This window comes from Paraburkholderia caledonica NBRC 102488, assembly GCF_000685095.1.
Classification (GTDB): domain Bacteria; phylum Pseudomonadota; class Gammaproteobacteria; order Burkholderiales; family Burkholderiaceae; genus Paraburkholderia; species Paraburkholderia caledonica.
Genome location: NZ_BAYE01000042.1, coordinates 13,938 through 27,177 on the forward strand (window position 1 = coordinate 13,938; position 13,240 = coordinate 27,177).

Annotated in this window: 8 protein-coding genes and 3 pseudogenes; 7 read left to right on the forward strand and 4 right to left on the reverse strand. The window is 58.6% G+C overall.

All coding sequences use genetic code 11. The features are described 5' to 3' along the window. Positions 1–55 precede the first annotated feature (55 nt). Positions 56–922, forward strand: a pseudogene (locus tag BCA01S_RS33540) (IS3 family transposase); the annotation flags it as partial. A 5-nt stretch (positions 923–927) separates the two neighbouring features. Here the strand turns inward: BCA01S_RS33540 and BCA01S_RS36675 are convergent. Continuing rightward, positions 928–1,830: an IS3 family transposase gene (locus BCA01S_RS36675; RefSeq protein WP_052369604.1), complete on the reverse strand. Its 903-nt coding sequence runs from the start codon at positions 1,828–1,830 to the stop codon at positions 928–930. An 82-nt stretch (positions 1,831–1,912) separates the two neighbouring features. Continuing rightward, the gene (locus BCA01S_RS33550) at positions 1,913–3,100 is read right to left on the reverse strand and encodes an acyltransferase family protein (RefSeq protein ID WP_027780600.1); all 1,188 of its coding nucleotides are present in this window, start codon (positions 3,098–3,100) and stop codon (positions 1,913–1,915) included. 806 nt (positions 3,101–3,906) lie between these two features. Here BCA01S_RS33550 and BCA01S_RS33555 point away from each other — a divergent pair. From BCA01S_RS33555 to BCA01S_RS39425, 4 genes and pseudogenes are all read left to right on the forward strand, one after another. Next, entirely contained in the window at positions 3,907–5,793 is a 1,887-nt protein-coding gene (locus tag BCA01S_RS33555) for a polysaccharide biosynthesis protein (RefSeq protein WP_027780601.1), read from the forward strand. 346 nt (positions 5,794–6,139) lie between these two features. After that, on the forward strand, positions 6,140–7,102 hold the full coding sequence (locus BCA01S_RS33560) for an NAD-dependent epimerase/dehydratase family protein (RefSeq protein ID WP_027780602.1): 963 nt from the start codon (positions 6,140–6,142) through the stop codon (positions 7,100–7,102). A gap of 112 nt (positions 7,103–7,214) precedes the next feature. After that, positions 7,215–8,198 carry an MraY family glycosyltransferase gene (locus tag BCA01S_RS33565; protein ID WP_042320400.1) on the forward strand — a complete coding sequence of 328 codons (984 nt, stop codon included), beginning with the start codon at positions 7,215–7,217 and terminating at the stop codon, positions 8,196–8,198. Positions 8,199–8,584: 386 nt separating this feature from the next. Then, positions 8,585–8,815 (forward strand): annotated as a pseudogene (locus tag BCA01S_RS39425) (IS21 family transposase); the annotation flags it as partial. Between the two features lie 69 nt (positions 8,816–8,884). Here the strand turns inward: BCA01S_RS39425 and BCA01S_RS36270 are convergent. After that, positions 8,885–10,152: pseudogene (locus BCA01S_RS36270) on the reverse strand (IS256 family transposase). A gap of 596 nt (positions 10,153–10,748) precedes the next feature. Between BCA01S_RS36270 and BCA01S_RS38335 the strand changes: the two are divergent. Then, positions 10,749–11,102: a hypothetical protein gene (locus tag BCA01S_RS38335; RefSeq protein ID WP_156955189.1), complete on the forward strand. Its 354-nt coding sequence runs from the start codon at positions 10,749–10,751 to the stop codon at positions 11,100–11,102. 416 nt (positions 11,103–11,518) lie between these two features. On the opposite strand, the gene BCA01S_RS33585 is transcribed toward BCA01S_RS38335, so the two are convergent. Continuing rightward, positions 11,519–12,535: a PRTRC system protein D gene (locus BCA01S_RS33585; RefSeq protein ID WP_027780604.1), complete on the reverse strand. Its 1,017-nt coding sequence runs from the start codon at positions 12,533–12,535 to the stop codon at positions 11,519–11,521. Between the two features lie 532 nt (positions 12,536–13,067). Here BCA01S_RS33585 and BCA01S_RS37725 point away from each other — a divergent pair. Then, positions 13,068–13,240: transposase (locus BCA01S_RS37725; RefSeq protein WP_156955191.1), on the forward strand; the 173-nt coding region annotated here is incomplete at its 3' end.

Sequence of the window (13,240 nt, forward strand, 5' to 3'; positions counted from 1 at the left end):
GATTATCGGATGAACTCAACGCCGCACTCCCTGAAGGCCATCATGTCTTATATAGCGCGCTCAGCAAGGCGGGACTGCTGGGCGCAAGGCGATGATCGATCGTGATCACGCTCTGCCGGTGACACAGCAGGCCCGGCTGGTAGGCATCAGCCGGTCGAGTGCCTATTACCAATCGCGTGGGGTCAGCGAAGTGGACCTGAAATTGATGCGCCGGATTGACGAGCTTCACCTCGAGCATCCATTTGCAGGGGCACGAATGCTGGCACGGCTGCTGCGTCGCGAAGGCATCAAGGTCGGGCGCAGACACGTCAGCAGCTTGATGAAACGCATGGGCGTCGAGGCGTTGTATCGCAAGCCGAACACGAGCCGCAAGCATGCAGCCCACAGGATCTGGCCGTACCTGCTGCGCAACCGGAAGATCGACCGGGCCAATCAGGTCTGGGCGCTCGATACGAGCTATATCCCAATGGCGCGCGGCTTCGTCTATCTGACGGCCGTCGTGGATTGGGCGAGCCGTCGGGTGCTGGCACACCGGGTGGCGATCACGCTGGAGAGCTGCCATGCCGTCGAGGCGCTCGAGGAAGCGTTTGCGAAATACGGCCTGCCTGAGATCGTCAACACGGATCAAGGCAGCCAGTTCACCGCAACCGAATTCACCGACGCGGTGCTCAGCCGGAACGTTCTTCTGTCCATGGATGGAAAGGGCGCCTGGCGTGACAACGTGTTCGTCGAACGGGTGTGGCGCAGCGTCAAATATGAAGAGGTCTATCTGAAAGCCTACGACTCGGTCAGCCACGCCCGTCGCTCAATCGGCAATTACCTGAACTGGTATAACCAGAACCGGCCTCATTCCAGGCTGGCCGATCAGACACCGGATGAAGCATACTTCGCGACGCTGCCAGCGATAAAATCGGCAGCTTGATTGCCTCAGCAACTCCACTTAAAAACTCGCTGATCCTGCCCGAACGAACGAGGCCACCTCTCATCGTGGTGGCGCTGCTGCAATGCCATGTCCAGCGCTCGCAGCATCAGTTCGGTATACAGATGATTGGACATCGCCCAGCCAACGATGCGCCGGCTGAACACGTCGAGCACCACGGCCAGATACGGAAAGCCCTCGTCAGTCGGGATGTCGGTGGCATCTGCAACCCACAGCACGTTCATCGCATCAGCGCTGAAGTGCCGGCGTACCAGGTCGGGTGCGCGCCGTGCCCCCGCACGTTGCCGCGCGGTTCGTGGCCAGCGCCGCCGGCTGGCCCCACACAACCCTGCCATGCGCATGAGCCGCGCCACCCGCTTGCGTCCCACGTGCATGCCTTCGCGTGCGAGCTGCGCGTGGATACGTGGCGCGCCATACGTTCCGCGCGAGCTCGCATGCAGCGTCCGGATGCGCGCCAGCAGCAGCGCATCGCTGGATGCTTGCTGCGATGGCTCGCGTACCAGCCACGCGTAGAAACCGCTCGTCGAGACCCCGAGCAGCCGTGCCATCCTGGCAATGGGCCAGCGGGCCCGGTTCGCTTTCATGAGTCCGTACCCTTCGGTGGCACGGCTCCCGTCTCTCTCGCGAACCAGGCCGCAGCCTGCGAGAGAATGTCGCGCTCCATTTTTAACTGGCGATTCGCGCAGACGCGTCAGTTCCGGCCGTTCAGCCGTGGTCAGCCCGTCATGCCGTACGCCAGCATCACGCTCAGCCTGCGCGCACCAGTTGACGATGGTCTGTGCCGTCGGTTCGAACTCCAGCGCGAGCTCCTGCGGTGTCCGCCCGGCCTTGACCAATTCCACGATATGCGCCCGGAACTCCGCCGGGTACGGTGTACGAGTCTTGCCCATTTCGACACCTCCTCTTCAAAAAGAATAGGTGTCCGTTTTCACGGGTCAACTTCACTTCACAGGTTTTTGCTAATCTGACTAGCTATGCAGTCCTCTCCCGGTTTGCACTGGTGCCCCTTGATTTGTGACGAGGAGAAACACGCAAGAAAGGGTATTCGATAAGTCGGTACGTAAGTGCAGCGATGGCGATCGTGAGCAACACGACCAGGGTACCGACCAGGTAATACGCCGGTTTAGACATGGCGGCGAGGCTAACGTAGTGGTTAACCAGTCGGGATAAAAGGTAAAGCACCTGGTTATGAAGCAGATAGACGCTGTAGCTCAATAGGCCGAGTAAGCGCGCTGGGCGCCAGGTAAGCAACCCAAACATGGAATTTCCGCTCGCGATCACCACGAAGGTTGGAAGCAGCAGTCCAGCGCCGATCGCGCTATAGACGATAGGCTGCAATAAAAGTGCGGCCGCTGCGCAGGCGATCGCAAAGGCTGCCCATACCCAGCCGGTCGCAACAACGCGTGCAATACGAGTTCGAGTTAGCATCGCCGCGAGACAACCCGACAAGAAGAACCATTCCAGTTTTGTGTCTGAATAGAACCAGATGCACAAAGCTGCCACCGCTGCGAAAAACCACTGCGTCCGCGGTCTCGCGAAAATCGCAAGGAGCGGAAACATAAGATAGAATTTCCACTCATAGACGAGCGACCAGAAAACCGTGTTTACAAGGTAACTTTGACGAAATCCGTTGATATCAGGCGCACCAGGAACGGTGAAAAGTATCCACGACAGGATTTGCTGCGCCAGGTCGCGGGTCGATACCATCAGCCGGAAATGCGTTAACGCTGTGACGGTACATATCAGCAATGTCACACAAAACAGGTACATTGGTACCATCCGGCGCAAGCGCGATACATAGAATATAAACGCATCAACGTGCCCATGCTCGCTAGTCGCCCGGTTCCAAAACAGATAGGCCGTGATCATGAAGAAGAACGCCACGGAGCCATGCCCGAGAAAGGTATTCAAACGGGAAGGCGTCAACTCCCAAACTCCACTTTGGTAGTACTGGTAGTTAATCATGACGTGATGGAACACCACTCCGAGAGCGAGATACCCGCGTAGCCCATCGATTGAGTGGAACCTTTTTGCGAGGATTTCCTCGTCGACAAGTGCACGATAAAAGCGAGAATGTCGAGCAATTACGGTCGCGAACCCGCATGCGAGAAGACCGATGATGATCACCGGGAAAGCGGGGTGGATGGCTGTTGCAGACATGCAGGAAGCGCCAAGGAAAACTGGGATTATAGCGGAGGCTTTTTTGCAGACCGGTCACGTATTCCCGGCTCGTCAGGCAGGATCTTCGTACACATGTAGATGCCTAGGGACATTACAAAATTCACGCTGCCGGTCCCCTGCGTCGCTGGGACCGAATCGCTCCACGTTAGAACAGAGCAGGTGGATCAGTAATTTCCTACCGTTGCCACGGACTGGCGCCGAGCGGCGATTACGTGCTGACCGTCGAAGACACTGATCCAAGCCTTGGCGTTACGAGAGTTCCTCGTCTGCTTGGCCGTGACTTTGGGCGAGGTCGCCAACTGATCAGGCAGCGCGATGCCGCACTGCATTTCTCTTGGCCGCGCAGACGCGCGTCCGACCTGTTTGGTCCAAGCCTCAGTCGGCTGTGAAAGTGGACGGCCAGCTGCCTTGGAACTTGAGTCCCGCGTCGGTATTTGATCTGAGGAAGACTGCCGGCGCCGGTGCTGAGACAAATGGCTACCTGTGTTGCAGCCGCAGAGCTTTTTCGGTAGCCAGAAAGCATGCGATCGAGGACCTTCGAGCGGGCTGTGCGTCCAATGTTCAGACAAACACTATTGCCAGCCGAGCCTTTGACGACGCAAAGCGGTGGCGCTTCCTCGGAGGTGTCGGCATAATGCCATTGTGCGAGAAGATGGGGGCTATATCGTTTCGACAGTACCACCAAAACACATATCTTGCCGTAGCACAAGCGCCAGTTTTTACAATTAATTGCTTGCCGCCGGGCCATGCAGATAAAGATTTAACGTTTCCGAGGTGTCGTAAATATGATCCGATTGAAGTCGTCGCGACTATCGTTAGGCGCTTTCGCATTCGATGTGTGTGCGGTGGCCGCAACATGGCTGGCGGCGTATGCGATTCGTTTCAACGGAGCAGTGCCGGCGGAGTACTGGCGGGGTGGTATGCATGCGTTGCTGTGGGTCGAGGTGACGTACGCGGCGATGTTCCGGATCTTCGGCCTGTACCGCGGCATGTGGGTATTCGCAAGTCTGCCCGATCTGGTTCGAATCTCGAAAGCGGTGGTGTCTGGCGCGCTCGTCGTGATGATTGGCGCCGTCATGCTGCAGCCGTCGCCGATACTTCCGCGTTCCGTGCTGGTGGTTTCACCTCTACTGTTGTTTCTTGTAATGGGCGGATCGCGCGCGCTGTATCGCTCGGCCAAAGAGTTCTATCTTTATGGTGGCTTGATCGCACAGGGCAAACCAGTCATCGTCCTGGGCGCCGGTTCGGCAGGCGCGAGTTTAGCCCGTGAGTTGTCGCGCTCGAGCGAATGGCGCCTCGTTGGACTCCTCGACGACGATCCTGCTAAACAGGGGCGGGAAGTCTACGGTTACAAGGTTCTCGGCTCGATCAGCGATCTGCCGCGCCTCGCCGGCGAGTTGAAGACGGAGTACGCAATCATCGCGATTCCTTCCGCGTCGGTGGAAGCGCAGCGCCAGGTGACCACGTTATGTGTGCGGGCCGGTGTGCAGGCCATGGTCTTGCCCGCGCTGACGGCGCTTACGCAGGACCAAGGATTCCTGTCGCAGGTGCGCCAGATCGATCTCGAGGACCTGCTAGGCCGCGACCCTGTCAGGATTGACACACCGCACGTCGAAGCACTGTTGCGAGGCCGGGTGGTGATGGTCACGGGCGCCGGCGGTTCGATCGGCTCCGAGCTATGTCGACAGATTTTGCGGTTTGAACCCTCGCAGTTGATCGCCTTCGACCTGTCCGAGTACGCCATGTACCGGCTCACGGAAGAGCTGAACGAACATTTTCCGAACCTTTCCGTGATACCGGTGATTGGTGACGCCAAGGACTCGTTGTTGCTCGACGCGGTAATGTCACGCCATAGCCCGCACATTCTCTTTCACGCGGCGGCATACAAGCATGTGCCGCTAATGGAGGAAACGAACGCGTGGCAGGCAATGCGCAACAATGTGCTCGGCACTTACCGTGTTGCGCGTTCTGCAATACGTCATGACGTAAGGCATTTTGTGCTGATCTCGACCGACAAGGCGGTCAATCCTACCAATGTGATGGGCGCAAGCAAGCGGCTCGCGGAAATGGCTTGTCAGTCGTTGCAGCAGTCGAGCCCGCGCACTCAATTTGAGACCGTAAGATTCGGCAACGTGCTGGGCAGCGCCGGCAGCGTGATTCCCAAGTTCCAGCAACAGATTGCGAAAGGCGGCCCCGTCACGGTCACGCACCCGGAAATCACGCGCTTCTTCATGACCATTCCGGAGGCTTCCCAACTCGTGCTGCAAGCTTCGAGCATGGGACGCGGCGGCGAGATTTTCATCCTCGAAATGGGCCAGCCAGTAAAGATTGCAGAACTTGCGCGGGACCTGATCCGTCTGCACGGCTTTAGCGACGAGCAGATTCGCGTCGTGTTCACCGGTCTGCGCCCCGGTGAGAAACTATATGAAGAGTTGCTCGCCGATGATGAAACCACAACTCGCACCGAACATCCAAAGTTGCGCATCGCACAGGCACGCGAGGTGCCGGACCACCTGCTCGACGAGTTACTGCCGTGGCTGACGCAACATCGCGTATTGGCCGACGACGAAGTGCGCCGCGACCTGCGGCGCTGGGTGCCGGAGTATCAGCCGGCTACCACGGCGAAGCTGCAAAGCGTTTCTTCGATCAGCCGAGTCCAGGTATCCGGATGACCCCCCACGGGCTGAGCGCCGCGGCCGCGCCCACAAGACTTTAAAGCGCCCATCTCCTCGAAGTGTCCGCTCGCGTCGTACCGTGGCAGCCTTTGCTGCCATCGCTATTTGTTGGTCCTGCATACCAGCTTCCCTTATGCCCGCTGCACGAGAGTACTCGTTCCGTTGCGCACCGGATTGGTCGCGAAGGGTCCAAGCCTCGCGGGTGAGCTATCTCTGGGGGCGACGATCGAAAAGACATGCGACGTGTGTCGCACAATTCGCGCATGAGGACACATGACATGAACCGGGGCGGCGCGCGGCGGATGTATCCGCGTCACCCGTCCAGGTAGCAAGGAAACAGACTATGCAAATAGCGATAAGCGGAGCAAACGGGTTTGTCGGCAAGGTGCTCAGTTCAATGCTGTGCGACGCGGGGCACGATGTGATCGCGCTCGTGCGGCGCCGCGGCAAGTGCGACACCCGAGATACTCACATGCGCGAATGCGTGATCCCCGATGACAACTTCGCGAGCATTGCCGCTGGGCAGCCGGCACTGCCCCATTGCGATGTTTTCGTCCATCTGGCGGCCCGCGTTCACATGATGCAGGACGAGGCCGCCGATCCGCTCGCGGCCTACCGTGCGGCGAATGTCGACGGGGCGCTCAGCGCGGCAGCGGCAGCGCGGCGCGCGGGCGCGCGCCGGATCGTATTCGTTAGCAGCGTAAAGGCGCTCGGAGAAAGCGAGCCGGGCCGTCCCTGGCGCGAAGACGACGTGCCGGCGCCCGCCGACCCTTATGGTATTTCCAAGCACGAGGCTGAGCAGGCGCTGCTGGCGTTCGGACGCGCCAACGGCATCGAGATCGTCGTCATCCGGCCCCCACTCGTCTACGGACCCGGCGTGCGGGCCAATTTTCGCGGACTGATGCGCGCAGTGGATCGCGGCATTCCGCTGCCGCTCGGAGCCGTCGACGCGCGCCGCAGTATGGTGTACGTCGGCAATCTGGCCGACGCGATTCGTCTTGTTGCTACACGGCTGGCGCCGGTCGAAGGCATCTTTCACGTGACGGATGGCGACGACCTCACGGTCGCCGGCATGGTCGAGGCAATTGGCCACGCGCTGGGGCGGCCCGCTCGCCTGCTACCGGTGCCTCTCGCGTGGCTGCACGGCATCGGCAGACTGACGGGGAAGACTGCGCAGGTTGGCCGGTTGACGAGTTCGCTGCGGGTCGACAGCGGTCGGTTGCGCAGTGAACTTGGCTGGACGCCACCGTGGTCCGTCTCGCAGGGACTCGCAGAAACAGCACGTGCTTTCAAGGCGGCTCGCTGATACCGGCGTGCGGGACTTTCTATCAGGTCAACCACCAGATGCTCGACGACTTCCTTCGCCGGCAACTCAAAAATCCGAGCGTTCGGACGAAATTTACGTAAGCCCAACATATATGCCGATCAATCCATTTCCGTTCATCCTCACCGCCATCCTTGCCGCCGTGCTCAGTCTGGCGATCCTGCTCATCCTGTTGCGTACGGGCTGGGCGTGGAGTATTGCCGTCGACATCCCGAATCAGCGCTCGCTGCACGAACGGCCTGTGCCTCGCGTGGGCGGCTGGGGTGTGCTGCCGTCCGCGCTGCTAATGTTCGCGTTATTCGCGCCGCCTTTGTGCGGCATCGCATTGGGCGCAGTCGTGCTGGGCATTGTGTCGCAGATCGACGATAGACGCGGCCTGTCTGCGCGCGTGCGGTTCACTGCGCACGTCGTCGTGGTCGCGGCAGCGGTGGCCATCAGCGCAGTCGATGTTGCCTGGTGGTTCGCGATACTCGTCGGCGTTGCGATAGTATGGCTCGTTAACCTTTACAACTTCATGGATGGTTCGAACGGTCTCGCCGGTGGGACGGCGGTGTTCGGCTTTGGTACATACGCGATTGCGGCCGGGGAGTCGCAGCCCGCTCTGGCGCTTGCTGCTGCCGCTGTGGCGGGCGCGGCCCTCGGGTTTCTCTTTTTGAACTTTCCTAAAGCGAAGATTTTTCTAGGTGATGCTGGCTCTATTCCGCTTGGCTTCCTCGCTGGCGCGTTAGGCTTCTGGGGCTGGCAGCACGGCGCATGGCCGTTGTGGTTCCCAGCGCTTGTGTTCGCACCGTTCATCGCCGATTCCACCGTGACGCTGTTGCGCCGGCTCGCGCGAGGCGAGAAGTTCTGGGAGGCGCATCGGGAGCACTACTACCAGCGGCTTGTGCAAATGATTGGCGGCCACGTTTATGTCGCTCTGATTTACTACGGGCTAATGGCGGTTGGTGGCGTCGTTGCGCTGCTCGGCTTGCAGGCGCCGGCTGCACTTCAATTGGCAATATTCGTGATCTGGTATGTGGTGTTGGCGGTGATCGGTCTGGAGATCGACCGACGCTGGCGGCGATTCAGGAAGGCCTGAGACGGGCAATCGACAAACCGTTTCAACAACGGGTCTCTGATCATCTCAACTCATGCGCTTCGGGTGGGTTACCCAAGTCCGCATCATCCATTGTGTGGAAGATGCGAATCGCCTCCATGCGGTGGCTCAGGGCAGGCGTTATCGGCATGCAGAGCACCGATATGGCGAGGTCGTTTTCGAATCTCTTCCGAGCTGAAGAGATGGCGGTGGCAGGTTCGCACTCATTGTTGTACTGCTCAAGTCATGCCTTCAGATCGGTTTGCATGCCGTTGCGCTTAAGGTAGGTGGCAAACTGATGCAGATGGAAGCGGTATTGGATAATGGTACGCGGACGATGCCCCTTCTCCTCAGCAAGAAACGCTATAGCAGTTCTGCGAGCACTATAGGCGTTCACGAAACGCCTGAAGCGCTCGATGCGTCAGATTCACCGCGCCGGCGAGAAGCTGTTTGTCGACTCCGCCGGCCCTACGTTGCCGCTGACGACTGGATGCCGCGCACACATCTTCGTGGCGGCAATAGGCGCATCGAGTTACATGTTCGCATGCGCGACACCAGCCGAAACGATGGAGGACTGGCTGGGCGGGATTGCTCGCGCGCTGACCTTCTATGGTGGTGTGCTAGACGGCGTCAAGCAGCACGACCGGGAGGTGTCAGGAATTTCGTGTGCTGAGGTCGATTAAAAGATCTCAGCTCATGGCGGAGGTGAATCGCTCGCCGAACAGAATGGCGAACTGATTGACAGCTTGCCGCCAGGTGATAGGCGGCATCTTCCAGTCCTTTTCGATGTTACGCAAGGCCAGATACAGCAGTTTGCTGGCGGCTTCGTCGCTCGGGAAGTGGCCGCGATTCTTGACGATTTTGCGCAACTGCATGTGCATGCTCTCGATGGCGTTGGTCGTATAAACGATTCGACGCACCTCGGGGGATAGGCGAAGAAGGGAATCACCTGTTCCCATTGGCGTTGCCACATGGCCGCGACGGTAGGGAATTTGCGGCCCCATTCGCTTTGCGCAAAGGCGTCGAGTGCCGCTGCTGCAGCCTCGGCCGAGGCTGCCTGATAGACCGGCTTGAGCGCGGCAGCCAGCGGCTTGCGGTCCTTCCAGCTCGCCAGATTCAGCGAATTGCGGATCAGATGCACGATGCAGGTCTGAATCTGGGCGGCCGGATAGACCGCCTCGATCGCTTCCGGGAAGCCGCGCAGACCGTCAACCACCGCGATCAGAATGTCGTGCAGGCCGCGGGTTTTCAGTTCGTTGAAGACCTTCAGCCAGAACTTCGCGCCTTCGGTCTGCTCGATCCACAAACCCAGCACTTCCTTGCGGCCGTCGGCGCGGATGCCCAGCGCGAGATACACCGCCTTGTTCCTGACCGTGCCTTCGTCGCGGATCTTCAGCGGAAGTGCGTCGAAATACACGATCGGATACATGGCCTCCAGCGGGCGTTGCTGCCACTGTTCGACCTCGGCCAGCACCTCATCGGTGACAGTCGAAATCAGATCGGGCGACACCTGCAGGCCATACAGTTCCAGCAAATGGCCCTGGATCTCGCGCACGCTCATGCCGCGCGCGTACATGCTGATGACGTGATCGTCGAAGCCCGGCAGCCGGCGTTGATACTTGCCGACCAGTTGCGGCTCGAACGTTGCCTGCCGATCGCGTGGAATATCCAGCTTCAGTTCGCCGTTGGGCGTCAGAACCGTCTTGGAGCTGGTGCCGTTGCGGTGGTTGCCGGTCTTACCTTGCCCGGCCTCGTCCTCAAGGTGATGCGTGAGCTCCGCCGCCAGCATGCGCTCAGCCAGTTGCTTCTTCAGTTGCCCGGCCAGTCCTGATTCGCCGAGAACCGACTCCGCATCCTTGTTTTGAATCTGCGCCAGCAGTTGATCGATCAGTTCATCGGGAAACAGCTTCGGCGCCTTCGGGTTCTTGATCTTCTTAGTCACAGTTGCTTCGGTCATAGGACGTTGTTTCCGTTATCGTCTCATGACCTCGGCACACTAAAATTCTGACAGGCTCCGGATCAAGGGCTCGCTTGGCTATCTCAGCCCCATCGAGTACCGTGAAAGCCTCGGGCTAACGACGTAAATCAGTCCAGAAAAATGTCCGCATCCCCGGTGGGTTAAGACTGCGTGAAAATCAACACGTCCACGGCCCATTCATTCGCGACTTTCTCGACAAACACTCGGCCAGCGACGGAAGCTTATTGCCAGATGCATTTGAAGCGGTAACGATTTGGAATCATCTTCTTGCCCGCAGCCAAGGCCGATCCAGAGTACACGCTGGGGTATAACTAGCGACTACGGTTTTGCGAGGGTCTACTCCTGTTGTCCGCAGCAGCCTGTCGGCGTCCACACCCTACGTGCCGCGAGCGGCTCGCCACGTTTTTCCGATGCATCTCTAGCCGCTTACGCAGTCGAGCGGCCCCACGCTGCTCTTCGCGGGATTTCAGCATACCCGGCTCTGGACACTCCTCGCCGCGTTCGCACCTTGGTGCTGCCTTGACTTTTCATTGACGTCGGCAAGATGGGATCACCTCAGCCGATCGCATTGAAACATGGACTCTTTGACGAAGCGTTATTTCAAATCCAATAAAAATCAAGGACTACAGAGGAACGACGCGCCGGAAACTTCTTGTCGCAAACTACCCGCAAGGCTGGCCGACTCAGAAATCGCTCATCTCGAAACCGTCGCGTCTTACTTGTTGAACACTGAATATCGAGAGCTGCCCGATTCTTTCGGGTCTGCATATTGGATTGCTCGCGCCGTATCGATCGGGGAGCAGTTCGAGCTTGTTTTACCTCAACGGCAACGGCTAACCGCGTTGCTCGCGATGTTTAAGAGTTTAGCGCAATCGAGTCGGCATGCACCTGAAGAAGTGCGGTGGCGTGCGGCCAGTGATGCTGGCTGACCGGGATTTGCGTTTGTTGACTGCGGTGATTCGATCGTCGCAGACAACCTGACGCAATGCCGATCACGCTGAGGCGGTGGGACTCTGCCTGCCTACGTCGTGACCACGTTGTCAACGGCACTCTAGAATTGGTAGACGGTGTATCAATTTACAGGTGCCGATGACAACGTAGTTGGCGATCTTGGCGCGGAGAAGGAGGACGCTGTCAAGCAGCACCAGTCTTTGCTGCAAAAGACGATCGAGGCGTGATAAATAATCCTGAATAATATTATCCCGTGAGGCGAAATGAGTAGGCATCGTAATTGATGATCTGCACCGCTCGCGAAACAGGCGCGCGAAAGACCTAACTCCTCTTTCTTGCGCCTTGAAGTAACCCGCTGCAGCCGTTAGTCCCAGAGCCACGGCGCCTCGCGAGTTCATGCAGACGTAGGCACAAGTTTCCTTCCCGCGAGCAGGGCGTCGCCCAGCAGAAGGAAGCCCTTCGCATTTGCGTGTGAGGGCGCGTCCAGCACGTCGATGCGTACCCGGGGAAAGGCGGCGCGCACCGCTGTCTCGTAGAGGCCTGCTCCGCCTCCTGTCATTACGATTGACCTCAACCTCGAAGGAGAGGGAGTGCGATCACGGATTATTTTCAACGCAGCGTTCACTACGGTTCGTGAGCTTTCAACCAACGGAGCGAGGTCGATGCCCTTACCGTAGTGCAGAAGTGGCCTCTTATCGCTAAGGCATCTGCCAATGCGTTCCATATTGTCTACAGGGCAGCGCTCCTGGTTCGCGATCAACGATCCAATGGTTCTATAGACCTGCCATGCACCGCCCCGGACGTGGCCCGAACATTGGTCGATTATCATATGATCACAATACAGCAGCCAGCTAGTCTCGGAGTAGCCTACATCGATGAAGAGATGGCCGTGCTCCGGGTCAAAGCGGCCATCGCCGGAATTGGAGAAGGTTCCGAGCGATCCGAGCAGCGGGGGAACGACCTTTACCGAGCGTACGTGGATCGGACCTTGGCCAAAATCGAGAGCGCCTGTAAATGCATCGCGAAGATATCTAAAGTATTCCGCGGTGAAGTGGTACGGGAGGCCAAGCACCATGCATTCGATGTCGGTTACACCGGCGCGATATAGTGCTCCGCCGAGCAGCGCGGTGAACATGGGCGTCAAGCAGAAACTGTCAAATAACGTTCGCGTTAGGCTTGAACACGCTGACAACGACTCTACTTCGGGGCCGACTGCATAATGAGAGCCTTGCACCTCTATTAAAACAACGTTCAACCCGTCGGCCACGCGTTCTCTGGTTCGCGGTAACTCAAGATCATGTACAAGAGGCGCGAGCGACGGGAAGCTCACGGTAGAAATATCGGATCCTGTACGCAGCGCGCCTTTGGTGTGGCCGTAACCGATGTCGACGCCAAACGCTGATACTTTCATTAACCCTCCTCTTTAAGGGGAAAATCCTGCTGATTTTGGAGGCTAAGTTGCACGGTGCTTCCCGGCCCGTTCACCCGCTACCGTTGCCTGCCGTGCGTCGAAGTCAACCGTCTGTGTTCAATCAACTGTATCCGATCGGTCAGCCTGCCCTGCAGGCAAATGGCGACATATTCGGCGTAGCTTTCAAGCAGAGCGGGGGTTTAAATGCGGGCGCCTTCCAGTTGTGTTCGTTCAATGAAGAGTTGACCAACGGTTTCAAATCGACGGCGCTCCTTCGTTGTCTTTCGGCTGCGTACACGGCAAACCGGGTGTGAACTTTCGCCGTTGAGGAGCCAAAACCGTTTTCGGCATAAAGGCGCCAGGGACTTTTCGGCGTTTATGGGTTGACTCCCCGCACGAAGAACGGCCCGGCGCTGGCCGGCTACGGAGCTGTCACAATAGCCAATGCGCTCAAGAAGAGCGCGACTGACCCCCGGCGTCAGACTAGTTGTCGCTTCTGAACTTTTTTATCAAGAAGAATCAGAGGTGCAGGTTGAAGGCGAAACAAACGTATTCTGTTGAGTTCAAGGAGCAGGCGCTGTCGAAGGTCCTGCAGCGCGGGAGCCGGACAGTTGGAGCGGTGGCTGACGAATTGAACGTGAACGTATTGACATTGAGGAAATGGATGAGAGGCGCCGCCGCCGCGAACCGGAGCTCGAGCTCCAT

Coding starts and splice junctions, on each gene's coding strand:
- BCA01S_RS33565 (WP_042320400.1), top strand. CDS start 7,215: ATGCCGATCAATCCATTTCCGTTCATCCTCACCGCCATCCTTGCCGCC.
- BCA01S_RS33585 (WP_027780604.1), bottom strand. CDS start 12,535: ATGAAAGTATCAGCGTTTGGCGTCGACATCGGTTACGGCCACACCAAA.
- BCA01S_RS33555 (WP_027780601.1), top strand. CDS start 3,907: ATGATCCGATTGAAGTCGTCGCGACTATCGTTAGGCGCTTTCGCATTC.
- BCA01S_RS33550 (WP_027780600.1), bottom strand. CDS start 3,100: ATGTCTGCAACAGCCATCCACCCCGCTTTCCCGGTGATCATCATCGGT.
- BCA01S_RS38335 (WP_156955189.1), top strand. CDS start 10,749: ATGGACTCTTTGACGAAGCGTTATTTCAAATCCAATAAAAATCAAGGA.
- BCA01S_RS33560 (WP_027780602.1), top strand. CDS start 6,140: ATGCAAATAGCGATAAGCGGAGCAAACGGGTTTGTCGGCAAGGTGCTC.
- BCA01S_RS36675 (WP_052369604.1), bottom strand. CDS start 1,830: ATGGGCAAGACTCGTACACCGTACCCGGCGGAGTTCCGGGCGCATATC.